This window comes from Hymenobacter sp. M1-2 (assembly GCF_057808495.1).
The window spans coordinates 188574-207327 of sequence record NZ_JBTYZO010000007.1 but is presented as its reverse complement, the minus strand read 5'-3'; the positions used below and the strand labels follow the sequence as shown (position 1 = coordinate 207327).

The window sequence follows — 18754 nt, the reverse complement described above, 5'->3', positions numbered from 1 at the left end:
CTCAAATATTGAGTGATAGTGGCTCACAGGGATCCACCACTGAAAGTTGCCAAGGCTTTTGAAGAATGTTAGCTTATACAGTAGGTACTGTTTCGCTTGTATTACTTTATCCTTTCAGATGCGCATTTATTCACCGCTGCTTATAGTCATTGTGGTCTACTGCTGCCAGCGTAAAGCTGCTTTTTGTTGATCTTCAAATATCAGGTTGGCCTTGTGAAAAATTCTTTTTAAAGTTAGGTGCAAAGATTTAGCTTTGGATGTAGTTTCATCCCTGTGCCTTTCTCCTATTTTCCTTATTCGTAGAATTGAAGCAACCATGATAGAAGAAAATACTTCTCTATCAGATTCAGTCCATCTTAATTACTTTAGTTTTTTTGTTAATATCTGTTATGAAAGGTTAGTAAGTAACCGAAAAAGTAAAACTGTCTGCATAACTAACTAAAAAATAGTAAAAAACTAGGTTACTAACACTTAAGAATGACTAAAGTAAGGCAAGCCTTGTCTAAATCGGCTAATGCAGTTAATTTGATATATAAATTTTTTTATATATCAAATTAATAATTGGCAAATTATGTTCTGATTAACAAGGTTTTTTGCTAGGTTTGGCGTTAGAGTCACTCACCCACTCACTAAAGTTCTTCATCCACCTACATTCACCTACATGCGCAAACTTCTTTTAAGTGCGCTTTTGGCCTCGCCCGTCCTGATGCAGCAGGCGGCAGCCCAAAATCGCGAAATTACAGGCCGCGTTACTGACGCGGCCAATGGGCAAGGACTACCCGGGGTTACAGTGCTTGTCAAAGGCACAACTGTTGGAGCCTCTACAAATGCCGATGGTTCCTTCTCTATGAGTGCTCCTGCTTCAGCTACAACTCTGGTGTTTAGCTTTATTGGCTACACCACTCAGGAACAACCAATAGGCAGCTCCGGCAATATTACTGTAGCACTTGCTACGGATGCTAAGCAGCTAGGCGAAGTAGTAGTAACGGCACTGGGCGTAGAGCGCACCCGCAACTCTCTGCCTTATTCTGCTACTCAAGTAGAAGGGCAAAATATTACAGTTGCTCGTAACCCTAACCCAATTAATGGCTTATCAGGTAAGGTTGCAGGTGTTACTATTCGTCAAAGCGGGACTCTCGGAGGCTCTACCAGTGTTAACATACGAGGCACTAAGTCTTTGTTTGGTAATAACCAGCCTTTATATGTGATCGATGGTGTGCCCATCTCCAATGCCAATACCAATACTGCAGATCAGCAGAGTGGTGCCGGTGGATACGACTACGGTAACGCAGCATCTGATCTTAACCCCGACGATATTGCCTCAACTACCATTCTGAAAGGTGCAGCAGCGACAGCACTCTACGGTGAGCGGGCAGGTAACGGGGTCATCCTGATTACCACCAAAAAAGGGAAAAAAGGCTTGGGTGTAACTATCAATGCGGGCATCACAGGTGGCCGGATTGATAAGAGCACTTTCATCAAGTACCAAAAGGAGTATGGAGGAGGCTATGGTCCGTACTTTGAAGAGTACGAAGTAGATGGTCAGACATTTGATCAGGTGCAACTTAGCTCAGATGCTTCTGTTGGCCCACGCTTTGACCCAAACCGGCTCGTATATCAATGGACTGCCTTCACCCCTGGCAATCCTAATTTTGGGAAAGCCACTCCATGGGTTGCTGCTGAGAATGATCCCACTGACTTTTTCAAGACAGCTGTAACACTGAACAACAGTATCACGATTGATGGTGGCAATGACAATGGCTACTTTAAGTTAGGGTACAATAGCGTTCGAGATAAAGGTATCTTGCCGAACAGCGAAGTCAACAAGAACATTGTCAACTTTGCTGGATCGCTGAATTTGACGCCGCGCTTAACTACTAGCGCTTCAGTTAATTTCTCGCAAGTTGGTGGTAAAGGACGTTACGCTACTGGTTATAGCGGAGCCATCAGTGACAACTTGATGACAAACTTCCGCCAGTGGTGGCAGACGAACGTAGACATCAAGGAGCTGGAAGATGCATACAACTACCAAAATCGGAATGCGACTTGGAATCTAAACTCTGCAACTCCTGGAGCTATTGGAGCTTACTGGAACAACCCTTATTTCACGCGTAGGCAGAGTTACGAAACCGATTCGCGCTATCGCACATTCGGCAACGTGGCTGCCACCTATAAGTTTGCCGATTGGTTTAATGTATTGGGCCGAGTAACGTTGGACACTTACGACGAATTACAGGAAGAGCGGCTTGCAGTAGGCTCGGTAGGTGTACCGGCGTACTCTCGTTACAATCGCACTGGGCGGGAAGCCAACTTTGATTTGATTGGTAATTTCTCGGCTAATATCACAGAGTCTGTTTCCTTCAAAGGTCTGGCTGGCGCTAACATACGCCGGGAGAAACTAGGTTTCATTCGTTCGACGACAAACGGCGGCTTAGTAGTTCCTGGGCTATATACACTGGCCAATAGCGTTGAGCCCTTGAATGCTCCTCTGGGAGGCTTTGATGAGGTAAATAGGAGAAGAGGCGTCGACGGTTTATTTGCTAGCGCTACGTTTGGCTTCCGAGATATGCTCTTCTTGGACCTAACCGCTAGAAGAGACAAATCAACTACGCTACCAATAGATGACAACGCGTTCTTCTATCCTTCAGTGGCAACCGGCTTTGTCTTCTCCGAGCTCTTGAAGGACGTCTCTTGGCTATCCTACGGCAAGGCCCGTATTAACTATGCAGAAGTGGGCCAAGGTGGCGACCCGTTTAACGTATACGATGCATACGATAAGCCTACTGCGTTCGGCATAGTGCCCCTGTTCTCAGTAGCAGGTACTAAAAATAATAATGAATTGAAGCCCGAGCGCACGAAGAGTGTCGAGGCAGGGGTGGAGATGGCCTTTCTCCAGAGCCGTTTGGGATTTGATGCAACAGTATATCAACAAAGGACTGTTGACCAAATTTTACCAGTAGGGGTTTCCACAGGTAGCGGATATAATTCCCGCGTTATAAACTCTGGGGAATTGCGTAATCGTGGTATTGAGCTTTCAGCCTTTGTGAGCCCCTTCAGGTCCGACAATTTTACTTGGACAATCAATGCCAACTGGACTAGAAACCGAAATGAAATTGTTTCTCTGTATGGTGAAGGAGACCAACTGGTAACAAGCATTCAAGTAGGATCCTATCAAGGTGGTGTTTCTTCTAATGCTACTGTAGGCCGGCCTTTTGGGGTGTTGCGAGGTCAGAATTTTGTGTATCTGAATGGTCAAAGGGTTGTAGGTACGAATGGCTACTATGCTAAGAGCCCTACTGCTAACGAAGAAATAGGTGATCCGAACCCATTGTGGACTGGGGGTGTTTCTAACACATTCAACTACAAAGGCCTTTCTCTTTACTTCCTAATAGATGTGCGCCATGGTGGCGACGTTTTCTCGCTTGACCGCGCTTATGGTTTGGATACTGGTCTGCCAGATGAAACGGCTGGTCTGAACGAACTGGGCAATCCTTCGCGAGATCCAGTAGCTGATGGTGGTGGGGTTCTATTCCCAGGTGTGCAGGCTGATGGCTCGCCTAACACGGTAAGAGCTGACAATAGCGGTGACGCAACGGGTGCAACTGCTTACGGTATCACGGCCAATCCTACGGCAGCGTTTGTGTATGACGCTAGCTTCGTCAAGTTGCGTGAAGTAGCCTTAACGTACTCACTTCCTAAGACACTACTCGCAAAAGTAGGTGGCATAAAAGGGGTAGATGTCTCGCTGGTCGGTCGCAACCTGTGGATCATTAATAAAAACTTGCCGGACGCTGATCCGGAGGATGCACTCAGCACCGGCAACTTAGGCCTGGGCTATTCGACAGGTGCTTATCCGGCTGTTCGTACCGTTGGGGCGAACGTTAGACTCAGCTTCTAAATCAAACCTGAAATGAAAAAAACGCTTTTAATTGCTTTGGCAGCTCTTTCGCTGACAACATCTTGCGTAGACTCCCTGGACGACTATAATATAGATCCCAACAGAGCTCCTATCGGAGCAGCTCCTGGTGTATCTTTCATCTCCAATGCTGAGCGCAACTTGGTTCGCACTATCAATAGTGCGAACACGAACCTGAACCCTTTTCGCTACTATGTGCAGTATTGGGCCGCAACGGACTATCCACAAGAAAGCCGTTACGACATCAACACGCGCAACATCAATGGCCTTTATTGGAATGCGTTGTACCGAGATGTACTGCGCGACTTGAGAGAAGCAAAAACAGTTATATCTGCTAACGCAGATTTGACGCCAGCTGTAAAAGCCAATCAGCTAGCTGTTGCAGAAGTGCTAGAGATTTTTGCCTGGACTACTTTGGTGGAGAACTTCGGCGATATACCTTATTCGCAGGCGTTGGACATAACTGTTCCGCTTCCTAAGTATGACGATCAAGCCACTATCTATGCAGACCTCATTGCGCGTTTAGATGCGGTTATTGCTCAATTTGATGAAGAGGCAGGCTTGGGAGGTTCGAGCCCTAGCTTCGATTTGATTAATGGTGGTAATGTAGGCTTGTGGCTTAAGTTTGCCAACTCGATGAAGCTGCGGATGGCACTTACCATTGCTGATGTTGATGATGCTAAGGCAAGAACTATGGTGGCTTCAGCAGCGGACAAGGTGCTCACTTCCAATTCTGATAATATTGATTTAGTGTTTAATGGTACTTTCCCTAACACTAACCCGCTGTTCGAGGACCTGGTGAGGAGTGGTCGGAGAGACTTTATCGGAACAAGCTTTTTCATAGATCGTCTGAAAGGAACAGCCGGCCCAGTGATGGGTGTGGTGGATCCACGATTAGACGATTTCTTTAATCCTGCTGAGAGCGACGGAGCTTACCGAGGCGGAACTTATGGTTCAAGTAACGCAAAAGACCCTAACTCAGAGCCAGGCGATAAGCTGCGCCAACAAACCCTACCGGGTATGGTTATGTCATATGCTCAGGTGGAGTTTATGCTAGCAGAAGCAGCAGCTCGGGGCTATGGAGTAGCAGGTACGGTTGAGTCGCATTATAATGCGGCAATTAGAGCATCTATCATTGAGTGGGCTAGCTATGCACCTACCACGGCGGCTGATATAACTGCAGCTTCCGCTGAAGCAGACGAGTACTTGGCGCAGCTGAGTGTCGCTTACAACACTGCACCAGGTGCCACATATCGGGAAAAAATAGGCTACCAGAAATGGATTGCATTGTATAATCAACCTACAGAAGCTTTCAAGGAATGGAGAAGATTAGATTCTCCAAGACTGACCAAACCAACAAGAGGTATCACCGATATTCCGTTGCGTTTCCCGTATCCTGTAGCTGAACAAAACGTTAATGGAACTAACTATGCTTCTGCTGCTGCTGCCATAGGCGGTGATGTGGTAACCACCAAGTTGTTCTGGGATAGACGTTAGTTAAGTTATCTTAACTCCAACAAAAAAGAGCTGTCATTTCTGACAGCTCTTTTTTGTTGGAGTTAGACGTGTTTTGCACATCGGTTCGTTCGATGCCGGTGCGGAGGTCCTTGATGAGCTTGTAGGGGTGGAGCACATAGTTGCGGATCTGCGAGCCAAAGTCGATGCGCTTCTTGCCCGCTTCTACCACGGCCCGCTCGGCGTTGCGCTTGTCCATCTCGATCTGGTAGAGGCGCGACTTGAGCATGCGCAGGGCGTGTTCCTTGTTCATGAGCTGGCTGCGCTCGATCTGTACGGCGATGATGATGCCGGAGGGAGTGTGGGTGAGGCGCACGGTGGTTTCGACTTTGTTGACGTTCTGGCCCCCGGCGCGGAAGGTGTCCCAGCTGATATCGGCCGGGTTGATGTCGATCTTGATCGTCTCATCAATTACCGGATATGCGAAGATCCATGCTTGCAGTGAAATCTGCTACCATTCTAATAATTTCTTTTCAAAAGAAATGGTGAGGAAATTCACATTTTAATCCACTATATCATTTAAAATTATAATATTATTAATTTTTTGTTGTGAATTATTTATTGTGACCTCCATACTGTGGACAAAAACGTGAAGGCTCAACTATTTGATTGAGTTTTTTCGCTACGTTTGATTTAAACATCTTTCATTCACTCACCAAATTCACTCACCTACATGCGTAAACTTCTTCTCAGTGCGCTTTTGGTGTCGCCAGTCCTGATGCAGCAGGCAGCGGCCCAGAATCGCAGCATTTCCGGCCGAGTCACCGACTCGGCTTCTGGGCAAGGCTTGCCCGGGGTAACTGTTCTCGTGAAGGGAACCACAGTCGGCGCTTCTACCAACGCTGACGGCTCATACACGCTTAGCGTGCCTGCTACTGCCACTACGTTGAGCTTCAGCTTTATTGGCTACACTAGTGTAGAACGGCCTGTTGGCGACGCTTCAACTATTGATGTCGGTTTGACTGCCTCCGCTCGTAATCTGGAGGAAGTAGTAGTAACAGGCTTGGCCACATCAGTAAAACGTTCAAACCTGGCTAATGCTATCTCAACAGTAAGTGCAAAAGAGTTAATAGGAAGTACGCGACCTGTAACTGTAGATGCAGCATTAAACGGTAAAGTTGTTGGCGCCAACATTGCGCAGACAAGTGGTGCACCTGGAGGCGGGGTGTCCATTCAACTGCGAGGAATTACAACTATCTCGGGTAGTTCACAGCCCCTATATATTATTGATGGGGTTTATGCTGTTTCCGATGAGGTGGGCAATGGTGCAGGTTCTGCTGCTTTTACAGGAGCCTCCGCAGGTACAGGACGCACGACTCAGGATAACGGCACTAACCGGATCTCGGACTTAAATCCGAATGACATTGAGTCAATAGAGGTCTTGAAGGGACCAAGTGCTGCTGCAATTTATGGTACCCGCGCTAATGCTGGCGTAATCATTATTAAAACTAAGCGGGGGGTAGCTGGTCAGACCCGGGTCAGCATTTCGCAGGATCTAGGATTCACTCAAGCCCGAAACCTGCTTGGGAAAGAAGATTGGACCAATGAGAAGATAGATAAATTCTATTCTGGTTCGGACGCTACAGATCAAAAAGCGCTATTAGCAGCCGCACAAGCTAGTGGTAAGATTTACGATTACGAAAAAGAAGTCTTTGGTAATACAGGCTTTCTGCGAAACACTACTGCTAGTGTATCAGGTGGAACAGAACGGACTAAGTTCTACGTCTCTGGCTCGACTACCAAAGAAGAAGGCATCGTAAAAAATACCGATTACAAACGTAATTCTATTCGAGCAAACGTCGATCAGAAAGTTGGCAAGCTTCTTGATGTTGGATTGAGCTCAGGATATTTCAACTCAAGTAACCGTCGTGGCTTCTCGGGTAACGACAACGTAGGTATCAGCCTAGCTTATAATATCACGCAAATTCCTAGCTATGCTGAGCTGCATAAAGATCCAGTCACTGGTATTTATCCTGTTTCAAACTACTCAGGCGACAATCCATTGGCTGTTGTGGAGCGTGCTATTAATGAAGAAAAAACTAACCGTGTAACTGAGGCAGGTAATGTGGTAGTCCATTTCCTGGAAAAAGAGCAGTCCTCGTTACGCTTCGCCGCTCAGGGTGGTATTGATTATTCTAGCAGTAATGTACTGTTAGCGTTACCATTGGATTTGCAATCTCAAGCCAGCTCACCTAATCCTGGAGTTGTGCGAGTAGCCAAAAACGAATTTTTTAACTATAATTTGCAGGGATTTTTAATTTATGACTATCGGATTGGTCAGGAGTTGAATTTGACTTCTCAGGTAGGACTGGTACGCTTAGGTTTAAATTCCAATCTAAGTTATCAGCAAGGACAAAACTTGGTGCCAGGTCCGTTGTTGCCTAACCGCGGCTCACTTATTACACAGGATGTGCAGGTAACGGACCAGACTGACGTTGGGTACGTGGCTCAGCAGGAACTGAACTTCCGCGACCAAATTATAGCTTCTGGCGGCGTGCGTCTTGATAAGTCGAGTCGTAATGGTGATCCTGACAAGCTTTATGCTTTTCCCAAGGCTTCGCTAGCTATTAATGTTGCTAAGTTTGGTTTCTGGAGTGTAGACCAGATCAATTTAGTAAAGCTACGTGCTGCCTATGGCGAAACGGGAGGACCTGCGTTTTTTGGTGGTACTTTCTCCCCACTCAACGGTATAAGCATTGGTAACCGTCCTGGTTTTGTACCTTCTACTGTTGTAGGTAATCCTGCTATTGGCCCTGAGCGTGCCACTGAGATTGAGACAGGTATTGATTTAGGCTTGTTTAATAATCGAATCAGCCTTGAAGCAACCTTTTACAGCAAGAAGATCAAGGACATTGTCAATACCTATGTAACGTCACCAGGGACAGGTGTTCAGTCGATTAGAGCTTTCCCAGTAGGTGACCTACGTAATCAAGGTATAGAACTAAGTCTAGGATTAACTCCTGTAAGTTCGGAGAATTTTACATGGACATCCAATACCTTATTTTGGTTTAACCGGTCGAAGGTGACTCGTCTAATCGTTCCAGCATTCTCTGCTAGCAACGGGTTTGGCTCTACTTATGGGCAAACTTTCTTCGCCTTGAATGAGTCGCCCTCCCGTTGGTATGGGCGCCCTATTAATGCAGAAACTAATCCTAACAATCCTAGTTTCCTAACTCGTTATGGTGATGCGCAGCCGCGCTTCCAAATGACGTTCCAGAACTCATTCGTAATATTCAAGAATTTGGAAGCCTCTTTCCTACTTGCTTGGAAGAAGGATAGCTATACCAGTAATTTAACTCGTACTCAGACAGATGGTTATGGCACGGCTGAGGACTGGAGCGAACCGAGCGGATATAATGATCCTATGACCGGCGAAGCTTTAACGAAAGGAGAGTATCGCCAAACCTTGTCGTCGCCGCTTTACATTGAGAATAGCGGCTACGTTCGTTTGCGTGAGGCATCTATATACTACTCCTTGCCTGCAAGCGTACGAACCAGCCTTTTCAAAGATTACGTGAGAAACATCCGAATAGGTGTTTCGGGTAATAACCTGCTTACCTTTACAGACTACTCAGGATATGATCCTGAAGTGTCCAATTTTGGTCAAGTTGCAACCCAAGCTCAGGTAGACGTGCTTGCTTATCCAGCTACGCGTCGTGTATTCTTCCACTTGAACCTTGATTTCTAAGGGAGCGTTTTTCTCTTGAGCTTCATCTTGGTACTTTGTTTTGACTTACCCCATGCACAAAAAACTCAGACATAATACCCGGCACCTTTTACTGGCCGGTTCTCTACTACTACTGCTTCCAGTAGCAAGCTGTGATTTTGTAGAGGTTGATCCTGTAACGGATCCGACAAACCCCAGCTTAGAAAGCGTTATAACGAACGCTAGTCAAGCTCAGATCAACGCCTTGGCTGTTGGTGTAGAATCTTCTCTACGGCTTGGGCACGTGAATAACGCACCTAATAACTGGATAACAGGTGAGCTTGGCCGTGAGATTATAGTCTTGGCTAATAATGAGCCGCGTTGGTATCAAGAAGTGCTAGGTACGTCAGGCACTCTTGATGATAATGCATTCTTTAGTAATGCAGCTTACAATGGCTTCGCTAGAACAATTCGAGCTTCAAAGGTTTTATTGGCTTCGGCGCAGGCTACCGCAGTAGTTTCGGAAGAGCAAAAACAAGGAGTAGCCGGCTTTACGCACACTTATGAAGCGTTAGCTAAGCTGCACATGCTCAATTTGCAAGGCGAAAATGGTATAAGGATCGACGTAGATAACTACCTGAAGCCAGGTAAGTTTGTAACTAGTGCTGAAGCCCTAATTAATATTCGTCAGTTGTTAGACCAGGCCGCTACTGAATTAGCAAGTGCAGGTTCTGCTTTTGCATTCCCTTTGTCTAGTGGTTTTGCAACATTCAACACTCCAAGTACGTTTTTGAAATTTAATCGGGCGTTGGCTGCTCGTGTAGCTTTGTATCAAGGTGATAACGTCGGCTGTTTAACAGCACTAAGTCAATCATTCTATGATCCAGTAGCGAGCCTTACATTAGGTCCAAAAATTGTTTTTGCTCCTACGGTCGCAAACGACGCAAGCAACCCCTATTTTCAGGTAGCTAATGGAACTCAAACTGGACTAGTTGTAGTACCTGCTAATTTCGTGACTGAAGCTGAGGCAGGAGATCAACGTTTGTCTAAAGCTCCTTTACGTACTGGTCCTGCTCGTACCTTGGGTACTATCCCTAGTACTTATGAAGCTAGAGCGTTCCCTGCTCAAACTACGCCCCTAGATATTATTCGGAATGAGGAATTGATTCTAATCGCAGCAGAAGCGAAGGCTAAGTCTGGCAATACTTCTGGTGCAGTGGATGATATCAACGTCATTCGCACTCGAGCTGGTGGTTTGGCACCTCGCCTTGCTGCCTCGTACTCGCAACCCTCAGATTATATTGATGAGATTTTGAAGCAGCGCCGCTACTCTCTCTTCTATGAGGGGCACCGCTGGGTTGATCTACGTCGTTTACAGCGCCTTAACGCTAATGGTGTTGTTTCACCCGGGCAAACTATAGCGTACGCTACTGGCGGTAATGCTGCTGGTAGTTTCAAATTGTTTGACCGTTTGGAGCGACCATTCGCAGAAAAACAATGGGACATCGCTAATCCTTAATGATGTTGGTCACACCATAAAAGAAAAGGGCTGCCTGTTTGGGCAGCCCTTTTCTTTTATGTAAAAGTTGTTCTTCAACTCTGCATCAAATACCCCTTGATATACTCATCCAAATCCCCATCCAGCACGTTCTGCACATCGGTTCGTTCGATGCCGGTGCGGAGGTCCTTGATGAGCTTGTAGGGGTGGAGCACATAGTTGCGGATCTGCGAGCCAAAGTCGATGCGCTTCTTGCCCGCTTCTACCACGGCCCGCTCGGCGTTGCGCTTGTCCATCTCGATCTGGTAGAGGCGCGACTTGAGCATGCGCAGGGCGTGTTCCTTGTTCATGAGCTGGCTGCGCTCGATCTGTACGGCGATGATGATGCCGGAGGGAGTGTGGGTGAGACGGACGGCGGTTTCAACCTTGTTCACATTCTGGCCGCCGGCACCACCAGCTCGAAAAGTGTCCCAGCTGATATCGGCGGGGTTGATTTCGATGCTGATGGTATCGTCAATCACCGGGTAGGCGAATACCGAGGCGAAAGAGGTGTGCCGCCGGCCGCTGCTATCGAAGGGTGAAATGCGTACGAGGCGGTGTACTCCGATTTCGCTCTTAAGGTAGCCGTAGGCGAAGAGGCCATCGATTTCCAGGGAGGCCGATTTGATACCGGCTCCTTCGCCGGGCTGGTAGCTCACTTGCCGCACGCTGAAACCGTGCTTTTCGCCCCACATGATGTACATGCGCATGAGCATCTCAGCCCAGTCCTGGCTTTCGGTACCACCAGCGCCGGGATTGATGTCGATGATGGCGGAAAGCTGATCCTCCTCGTCGGAAAGCATGCGCTTGAACTCGAGCTGTTCGACGGCTCGTTGGGCGGCGTCGAACTCCTGCTGCATTTCGGCTTCAGTGGCTTCTCCTTCGCGATAGAAGTCGTACAGCACGTCTACGTTGCTGACGGCTTGCTCTACGGCTTCATAGTCGTCCGTCCAAACCTTGACGGCTTTGATTTCCTTTAGTATCGCCTCCGCCTTTTTGGAGTTGTCCCAGAAATCGGGGGCCGTGGTTTGGGCCTCGGTGGCTAGTACTTGGGCTTTACGGTTATCGTAGTCAAAGATACCTCCTCAGGGCCTCAGCGCGGCCCTTCAATTCCTTCACCTGGTCTTGGGTCATTGGAAAGGTTAAATGTGAGAGTTGAATGGACAAAGGTCCGTAAAATACGGCGGCCAGCCCTAGTGAGGGGCTGGCCGTTTTAGTTCTTCGTTGATAGCAACACAGAAAAGATGGCAACAATCTTTATTCTGCCTTACACCGCTACCATCCAATTGTGTGCATCGGGAGCCTGGCCGGTACGGATAGCTTGCAAAGCAGCACTAGCGCGGGCTGAAAAAGCGTCGGCGGAAGGTGCCGGCAACGCGTGATCGTGACCCTGGTAGCCGATAACGGCGATGGGGGCAATGGTAGCCGCCGTGCCAACTCCGAAAGCTTCCTGCAAACGGCCATCGGCCAGAGCTTGCATTACTTCCACCGCCGATACTTTGCGCTCCTCCACCGGCATGCCCCAATCGCGAGCTAGGTCGAGTACGCTACGGCGCGTGATGCCGTCGAGGATGGAAGTGCTGAGAGCGGGGGTAATCACTTTACCATCGATGAAGAAAATGGCGTTCATGGTGCCCGATTCCTCAATGTATTGGTGAGCGGTGGCATCGGTCCAGAGTAGCTGGTGGTAGCCTTCCTGCTGCGCCAGTTTGGTGGGCCACATAGCGGCGCCGTAGTTGCCGGCGGCCTTGGCATAGCCAGCCGAGCCTTCGGCCGAGCGGACGAACTTCTCCTCGAAACGGACGCGCAACGGTTTGTTGTAGTATAGGCCGACCGGGCAGGTGAAGATGACGAACCGATACGTGTCGGAAGGACGCACGCCGATGAAGCCATCAGTAGCAAACATGAAGGGGCGGATGTAGAGGGCGCTACCGGGCGCGTTAGGGACCCACGCGGCATCGAGGCGGATGAGCTGGGTGAGACCCTGCATGAATAGCTCCTCCGGGAGTTGCGGCATGCACATGCGCTCGGCCGAGGCATTGAGACGGTGCAGGTTGTCGTAGGGACGAAATAAGGCAATGTCAGCATCTGCATTCTTATACGCCTTCATCCCCTCGAAAATAGCCTGGCCATAGTGCAGAGCCGAATTAGCGGGGCTTACGGCCATGTCGCCGTAAGGCAGCAGTTGCGCATCCTGCCACTCGCCGTCGCGGTAGTCTACCACGAACATATGGTCGGAGAAGATTTTGCCGAACTCAATATGTTCGGGGTCCAGGTGTTGCAGGCGCGAGGCCGAAGTACGCTGGGTCCGGATGGTGAGTGTGTCGAGCATGGAGTGAAGGAAAAAGGAGGAACGAGGGAGTTTGGGGGAGGAGAGGAGCGGGGCGCGGTATTGAAACGGAGGAAGAAATTTCTAGTTGCTAGTCACTCGTCGAGGTGCTAGAAAATAGAAATAACGATTGTCAAGAGAGCAAACAGCAATTTACATGCGGGGGTGCCAGGTTACTTCCTCGGCCCCGAGGTCGTGAGCCATCTGGCGACTGAGCACAAAGAGGTAGTCGGACAAACGGTTTAGGTACATCACTACCAAGTCGGCAACGAAGGAGTCTTCCCGTAGGTGAATCACGAGTCGCTCGGCGCGGCGGCAAACACAGCGGGCCACGTGCGCGAAAGACACAGATTGGTGCCCACCCGGTAGCACGAACACGCGCAGCTCGGGCAGGATGTCGTTCATCCGGTCTATTTCGGTTTCCAGCAGCGCCACGTCGGTGTCGTGGAGGTCGGGAATTTTCATTTTCGACTTTTCGGGGTCAGAAGCCAGCGAGGCACCGATGGTGAATAGTCGGTCCTGGATTTCTTTGAGCAAGTCGCGGCGTGGCGCGTTCACGTCTTGGTCGCGCAATAGGCCGATGTATGAATTCAACTCGTCGACGGTGCCGTAACAATCGATGCGCAGGCTGGATTTTGGGACGCGGGTGCCGCCGATGAGGGAGGTGAGGCCCTGGTCGCCGGTTTTGGTGTAAATCTTCATGAAGGGATAAGTGATAAATGGTTGAATTGTTAAAGGGTTGGTCGTTTTGATACTCATTAAACGACCAACCCTTTAACAATTCAACCATTTAGCTATTTACTTAGCTAGCTGCTCGTCGTGGTGCGAGGCTACGTTCGTATTTTCCTGGTCCGACTCCACGAGTCCGTCGCGCAGGCGCACGATGCGGTGGGCGTGCAGCGCAATATCCTCTTCGTGCGTTACCATGATGATGGTGTTGCCCTTGACGTACAGTGCCTCAAACAAATCCATGATTTCGTGGCTGGTCTTGGTGTCGAGGTTGCCAGTGGGTTCGTCGGCGAGGATGATGCTGGGGTCGTTGACGAGGGCGCGGGCAATGGCTACGCGCTGGCGCTGGCCGCCCGACAGCTCATTGGGCCGGTGCTTGGCGCGCGTTTCCAGCCCAACGCTGCGCAACGCCTGCATGGCTTTCTCCTGGCGGTCGGACTTGCTGTAGCCGGCGTAGATGAGTGGTAGTGCCACATTGTCGAGAGAAGTGGCGCGGGGCAGCAGGTTGAAGGTTTGGAAAACGAAGCCGATTTCCTTGTTCCGCACGTCGGCCAGCTGGTTGTCGCTCATGCGGCTCACATCCTTGCCATTCAGGACATAGCGGCCTCCGGTAGGAGTGTCGAGGCAGCCTACAATGTTCATGAGCGTCGATTTACCCGAGCCGGATGGACCCATAAAGGCTACGTACTCGCCACGCTGAATGGTGATGGTAACCGAGCGTAACGCATGAATTTCTTCGGTGCCCATACGGTACATCTTCGAGATGTCCTGGGTGTCGATAACAGGGTGCAGCATAGCCGGGCCGGGTTAGTTCCAATGAACGGCCGCGGCAGCCTGGGCCGCACGACGGGCGTCATAGAGTGAATGAAAGGTAGCGTATTCGGGGGGTGAAAGCAACGAACGCAGCTTGTCGAGCGAAGCGGTAGCATAATCCCCCAATCCGGCCGCCACTGCCGCCAGCACATACGCCTTCAATAAGGCTACAGACTCCGGATTATAGTCCAGGGCTGCTTGTAGCACGCCATATGCCGCCAAATAATCGCGCTGCCGGGTATAGAAGTCGGCGGCAGCAAGCACGCCGGGCTCCAAGAAAGGCGCTTCGCGAAGCAGGCGCGTGTAGAGCTGCTGGGCCTGCTTGGTCTGGCGGGTTCGGTCGGCCAGCACGGCTTGGTAGTAGAGTGCGTAGGGCTGGTGCATAGGGGCGAAGTAGCCCGTTTGCAAGAGCTGTCGGAGCGGCGCAGTAGCTGTGTCGCGCAGGTAGATTTGGCCGCGTAGCACGTTCCAGATGGAGGCATTGGCGGTGCGTTGCTTGCTGGCGGGGGCAAAGCGGCTGATGGTTTGCTTGGCGGCAGCCAGCTGACCCGCTTGGATGGCCCGAGGTACTTGGGCGAGCAATGCCGCCTCCCGAGCTGCGGGAGTGTGCAATTGTTCGGCGTGGGAAAGTATGCTTTCGGGGTAAAGTGCATTGCCCCGCACTACCAGATATTGGGCTTTGAGGCTATCAGAGGCAGTTGGATACTGCTGGTAGTAGTTGTTCAACGCCAGAACTTGCTGCAACTGCCGCGCGGAACGTAACAAAGCAGCATCCTGAGTTGGCGCTAGGGTTCCAGCTAAGGCCGCCCGCGCGGAGTCCAGCTGTCCATTCAAGGCTAAAGCATAGGCGCGGCTCACGCGAGCTTCCGGGTAGCCGTTGCGAATGGCAGCGGCAAAGCGGGCCGCCGACGAACCATACGCTTGCTGCTCCAATAGCCAGAGAGCTTCCAGGTTTTGGTAGTAGGCCGCGCTGGGCGTGTTACCAGCGGTGAGAGGTGCCAACGCAAGATGAGCAGGCATGGGCCGGCCGCCGTAGTGCTGGGTGAGCACGCGCAAAAACGTGAGCTGCTCGAAGTAGGCACCGTTGCTGGATCGTTGCACGAGCTTGGTGAGAGCCGGCGCGTAGCTGGTGTCGTTCTGCGCGACGCGGCGCAGGGCGGCGTGGTAGAGCCGCGCAAACTCCGCTATCGTCAAATTCGCGGCCGTATCGGGGGCTGGTACGTTGGGAAGTGGCGTTTTGGTGTTGGGGGCCAGCTGGGCTAATAGCAAGGCGTTGCTCTGCCAGGCCGCGTCGGTTTCGTTGGGAAATTTTTGTGCCAGCTGCCGGGCCGTGGTAAACTGCTGGTTTTGCAGGAGGAAGGCCAGCCGGTTGGTGCGAGTCACTTCGCTGTTGGGGGCCTGGTCTTCGGCTCGGTCCAGATACCAGTTGACAGAATCGGTGAGCGTGGAGCGGGAGTAAAGATGGGCGAGGTCGTTGTTGAGGCGCGGACTATTGGGAGCGTTTTTTAAACCGGCTTGCAGCACTCTGAGTCGGTCGAAGAAGTCCGTAGGCTCGTTGTAGAGGGCGGCGAGGCGCAAGGAAATCTTCTCGGATGGGCGGCGGCTGAGGGCGCGGCGCAGGATATTGATTTCATTCTGGCGCTGCAACCGAAACCGGTACAGTGCGGCGCGGCCCAAACTGGCTTTGTGGTTGTGCTGGTCGAGAATATCACTCTCGGCGTAGTAGCGTTCGGCAAGTAGGGCCAAGGCGTCGCGGGTGGGTTCCTGCTCACTTTGCAGGCGAGTTAGGTCGCCAAGGTTGTTGTAGTAAGCGGCCTGCACCTGGTACGCCGTGGCGAAATTGTAACGAAACTCTACGGCTGCCACTGCGCCAATACCGAGCACATAGACCGCGAAAAGTGGCAGGCGGCGCGGCTCATATACCACGCGGTACACACGCAGCCGCTGCCGGATGAGCGGCCCGAAGTTGACTAGCACATACAGCAGATACGCCAAGCCGGTAGCGAACAGGGCCAAGGCCGTGAAGTGGCGGGCAGCTAGCAGCAGCGGGTCGTTGGCGGTAGCAAAACCGTAGCCTAAAAAAGCCGCTGCCAGCAGCACGAACACCAAATACAGATACGCCGCGCCTTGTGCATAAGGCAGCCAATCGGCGTAGGATGCCCCCCGGCGGCGCAAGCCTAGCCAACCAATAGCCACGGCCGGCAGCAGCAGCACCAGCGGGTCGAGGTGCAGGCCGGGCAGGATTAATAGCTCGTCACCATTCCACAAGTACAGCCCTAGCATACCTAGGTATAGCAGACTAGCAGCCAGAAACGGCAGCAGCCCAAACCGGCTACCAGGGTTTTCGGCCTGCGTATTGAACCACAGCAAGCCGTTGATATTTTCAAACGCCACCCACAGCACCAATAAGGCGGTAATAATAGCTCCTCCGTTGGTGAAGAAGCTGGCCAGATGTAGGGCCGTAGCATCCAGCGGCAATTCGGAGCGACGGAGCAGCAGGGCGCTCAAGCCCGTTATCAGCACGAAGAATACCAGCACGCGGTGGCCCAGCGAACTGTCTTGCCAGAAAGCATGAAATGCATAAGCCGGCAGCCCAAGCACGGCCAAAGTCAAAATCAGAAAATACTGCTCCTGGGAGTCGAAAATGCCCAGCAAATCCGCATTCAGCGACATCAGCAGAAATATCAGCCCGGCCATACCCGCCACAAAAGCCGGGCGGGGCAGCGTACTGACGACGGCTAGAAAGTACACCAGCGCCCCCGCCAGCAGCACCAGCAGCGCATAGGCAGCTTCTGGGCGTACGTAAGGTCCCACCAAATCGTGGGTTTGGGTGAGCAGGAAACCATTGACGCGCACGGGCAGAGAAGCCAAACCCACGCGCACTTGCGTCAGGATGCTGGGTACGGGTTTGAGCTGGGCCACCGCCTGAACGGGCAAAGCCGCGTCGTCGCCGGTGAAATAGTGGTAAACGGCGAGCAGTACGGCCAGGCCGGCCAGCACGGCCAGGCCCAGACTGAGCAGAGTGCGCCACGCCGTGGCGCGGGAAGCGGGAAGGGAAATGGGCACCAGGGGTTACTCCAGCACTTTAGGTACGCGGAAATAATCGGAGTCTTTGCGCGGGGCGTTGCGCAGGCCGTCTTGGTGGCTCACGGTGTTCTGCGGCTCATCGGGGCGCAGCACGTTTATTTCGTGCGAAAGATGCACCAGCGGCTCCACGTCGGCAGTGTCGAGCTGGCGGAGCTGGTCTACCCAGTCCAGAATCTTGTTCAGGTCGCCGAGCATTTGCTGCTCCTTGGATTCGTCGAGTTCGAGGCGGGAAAGATGGGCCAGCTGGCGCAGGGTGGCGAGGTCGGTGCTCAAGGAAATTAGAAATTAAGAATGATGAATTGGGTGAGCCAACTCGGATTCAGGTTGGGCAGGCGCGGCCTTTGCCACGGGTGTAGGGCGGCGCCAGGTGCTTGGTTCGGGAATACCAGCGGCTTCTGGTCGGAAGATGCTGGCAATGATGTCGTGGGCGCGTTGGCGCAAGGCTGGCGCATCGGCGGCGGTGAGGCCCGCGGTGGGAATGGGCTCGTGCAGCGTGATGGAAAGTGGCGAGTAGCGCACCCGTAAGCCCTCAACACTCGGCATAAATCGGTGGTTCAACGGCATCGTGACGGGCACTATGGGCACTTTGGCCGCAATGGCGAGTTGAAACGCACCGTCCTTGAAAGGCTCCATCTTTTCACCGGGCGTTTCGGAGATGCGGCCTTCCGGAAAGATAACCACCGAGCGGCCGGCTTCGAGCGTGCGGCGAGCCTGCACCATCGCCCGGCCCCGGCTGATGGCGCTGTCCCGGTCTACCGTGATGTAGGCCCGACCAAAAATCGGCCCCCATACCGGTACTCTGGCTAGGGAGATTTTACCCATGATGTTGAGCCAGCCCGGAATGGCTTTGAACAGCAGGGGAATGTCAATGTAGGAGCTGTGGTTGGCCACGTACACACAGGGCTGGCCGGCCGGGAATGGGTTTTTGCGGATGATTTCCACCGGCATACCCCACATCCAGATGAAGAGAGTGCTCCAGCCTCGGTTCAGGGCGTGCAGGTAGCGGTGCCACGCGGGCCGGCGGCTCAGGGCCCACTGCAGCGGATACGTCACGACGAAAGGCATGACGAACCAGAACGTAGCCCAGGTGGTGTAGAGCCGATGACCGATATAGCGCAGAAGGTACCGCATTACCGCAAAATTAAGGGTCTTGAGGACTTGCGGCCTGTCGAGCGTGGCAGC

11 protein-coding genes and 1 pseudogene are annotated in these 18754 nt (G+C 51.7%); 4 read left to right on the top strand and 8 right to left on the bottom strand.

The genetic code is table 11. From position 1 onward, the window contains the following. Positions 1 to 661: 661 nt before the first annotated feature. Both ACYSMN_RS09150 and ACYSMN_RS09145 read left to right on the top strand, forming a co-directional pair. Positions 662 to 3898: a SusC/RagA family TonB-linked outer membrane protein gene (locus ACYSMN_RS09150; RefSeq protein WP_488923559.1), complete on the top strand. Its 3237-nt coding sequence runs from the start codon at positions 662 to 664 to the stop codon at positions 3896 to 3898. A gap of 12 nt (positions 3899 to 3910) precedes the next feature. Then, positions 3911 to 5413 carry a SusD/RagB family nutrient-binding outer membrane lipoprotein gene (locus tag ACYSMN_RS09145; RefSeq protein WP_488923558.1) on the top strand — a complete coding sequence of 501 codons (1503 nt, stop codon included), beginning with the start codon at positions 3911 to 3913 and terminating at the stop codon, positions 5411 to 5413. 10 nt (positions 5414 to 5423) lie between these two features. On the opposite strand, the pseudogene ACYSMN_RS09140 reads toward ACYSMN_RS09145, so the two are convergent. Next, a pseudogene (locus ACYSMN_RS09140) lies at positions 5424 to 5867 on the bottom strand (peptide chain release factor-like protein); the annotation flags it as partial. 237 nt (positions 5868 to 6104) lie between these two features. On the opposite strand from ACYSMN_RS09140, the gene ACYSMN_RS09135 reads away from it, so the two are divergent. After that, entirely contained in the window at positions 6105 to 9119 is a 3015-nt protein-coding gene (locus tag ACYSMN_RS09135; protein WP_488923557.1) for a SusC/RagA family TonB-linked outer membrane protein, read from the top strand. 52 nt (positions 9120 to 9171) lie between these two features. Continuing rightward, positions 9172 to 10596, top strand: coding sequence for a RagB/SusD family nutrient uptake outer membrane protein (locus ACYSMN_RS09130; RefSeq protein ID WP_488923556.1), 1425 nt, complete (start codon positions 9172 to 9174; stop codon positions 10594 to 10596). 74 nt (positions 10597 to 10670) lie between these two features. Here ACYSMN_RS09130 and prfB read toward each other — a convergent pair. The 7 genes from prfB to ACYSMN_RS09095 all read right to left on the bottom strand — a co-directional run bounded on the left by prfB (position 10671) and on the right by ACYSMN_RS09095 (position 18703). Next, positions 10671 to 11748 (bottom strand): peptide chain release factor 2 gene (gene prfB / locus ACYSMN_RS09125; protein ID WP_488923555.1). Its coding sequence is split into 2 segments (ribosomal slippage): positions 10671 to 11687 and positions 11689 to 11748, totalling 1077 coding nucleotides; the frame shifts between segments, so codons are not numbered across the junction. A 133-nt stretch (positions 11749 to 11881) separates the two neighbouring features. Further along, positions 11882 to 12946 (bottom strand): branched-chain amino acid aminotransferase, encoded by a 1065-nt coding sequence (locus tag ACYSMN_RS09120; RefSeq protein ID WP_488923554.1) that lies wholly within the window; start codon positions 12944 to 12946, stop codon positions 11882 to 11884. Between the two features lie 150 nt (positions 12947 to 13096). After that, positions 13097 to 13645: a cob(I)yrinic acid a,c-diamide adenosyltransferase gene (locus tag ACYSMN_RS09115; protein WP_488923553.1), complete on the bottom strand. Its 549-nt coding sequence runs from the start codon at positions 13643 to 13645 to the stop codon at positions 13097 to 13099. Positions 13646 to 13741: 96 nt separating this feature from the next. Next, positions 13742 to 14467, bottom strand: coding sequence for an ABC transporter ATP-binding protein (locus ACYSMN_RS09110; RefSeq protein WP_488923552.1), 726 nt, complete (start codon positions 14465 to 14467; stop codon positions 13742 to 13744). Between the two features lie 12 nt (positions 14468 to 14479). Then, positions 14480 to 17551 carry a tetratricopeptide repeat protein gene (locus ACYSMN_RS09105; RefSeq protein WP_488923551.1) on the bottom strand — a complete coding sequence of 1024 codons (3072 nt, stop codon included), beginning with the start codon at positions 17549 to 17551 and terminating at the stop codon, positions 14480 to 14482. Positions 17552 to 17557: 6 nt separating this feature from the next. Further along, positions 17558 to 17845 (bottom strand): Asp-tRNA(Asn)/Glu-tRNA(Gln) amidotransferase subunit GatC, encoded by a 288-nt coding sequence (gatC, locus tag ACYSMN_RS09100; protein ID WP_488923550.1) that lies wholly within the window; start codon positions 17843 to 17845, stop codon positions 17558 to 17560. 12 nt (positions 17846 to 17857) lie between these two features. After that, the gene (locus tag ACYSMN_RS09095; RefSeq protein ID WP_488923549.1) at positions 17858 to 18703 is read right to left on the bottom strand and encodes a lysophospholipid acyltransferase family protein; all 846 of its coding nucleotides are present in this window, start codon (positions 18701 to 18703) and stop codon (positions 17858 to 17860) included. Between the last annotated feature and the right edge of the window lie 51 nt (positions 18704 to 18754).

What these genes read in the sequence shown, in the direction of transcription:
- ACYSMN_RS09150 (WP_488923559.1), top strand. Translation starts at nt 662, where the DNA reads ATGCGCAAACTTCTTTTAAGTGCGCTTTTGGCCTCGCCCGTCCTGATG.
- ACYSMN_RS09145 (WP_488923558.1), top strand. Translation starts at nt 3,911, where the DNA reads ATGAAAAAAACGCTTTTAATTGCTTTGGCAGCTCTTTCGCTGACAACA.
- ACYSMN_RS09135 (WP_488923557.1), top strand. Translation starts at nt 6,105, where the DNA reads ATGCGTAAACTTCTTCTCAGTGCGCTTTTGGTGTCGCCAGTCCTGATG.
- ACYSMN_RS09130 (WP_488923556.1), top strand. Translation starts at nt 9,172, where the DNA reads ATGCACAAAAAACTCAGACATAATACCCGGCACCTTTTACTGGCCGGT.
- ACYSMN_RS09120 (WP_488923554.1), bottom strand. Translation starts at nt 12,946, where the DNA reads ATGCTCGACACACTCACCATCCGGACCCAGCGTACTTCGGCCTCGCGC.
- ACYSMN_RS09115 (WP_488923553.1), bottom strand. Translation starts at nt 13,645, where the DNA reads ATGAAGATTTACACCAAAACCGGCGACCAGGGCCTCACCTCCCTCATC.
- ACYSMN_RS09110 (WP_488923552.1), bottom strand. Translation starts at nt 14,467, where the DNA reads ATGCTGCACCCTGTTATCGACACCCAGGACATCTCGAAGATGTACCGT.
- ACYSMN_RS09095 (WP_488923549.1), bottom strand. Translation starts at nt 18,703, where the DNA reads ATGCGGTACCTTCTGCGCTATATCGGTCATCGGCTCTACACCACCTGG.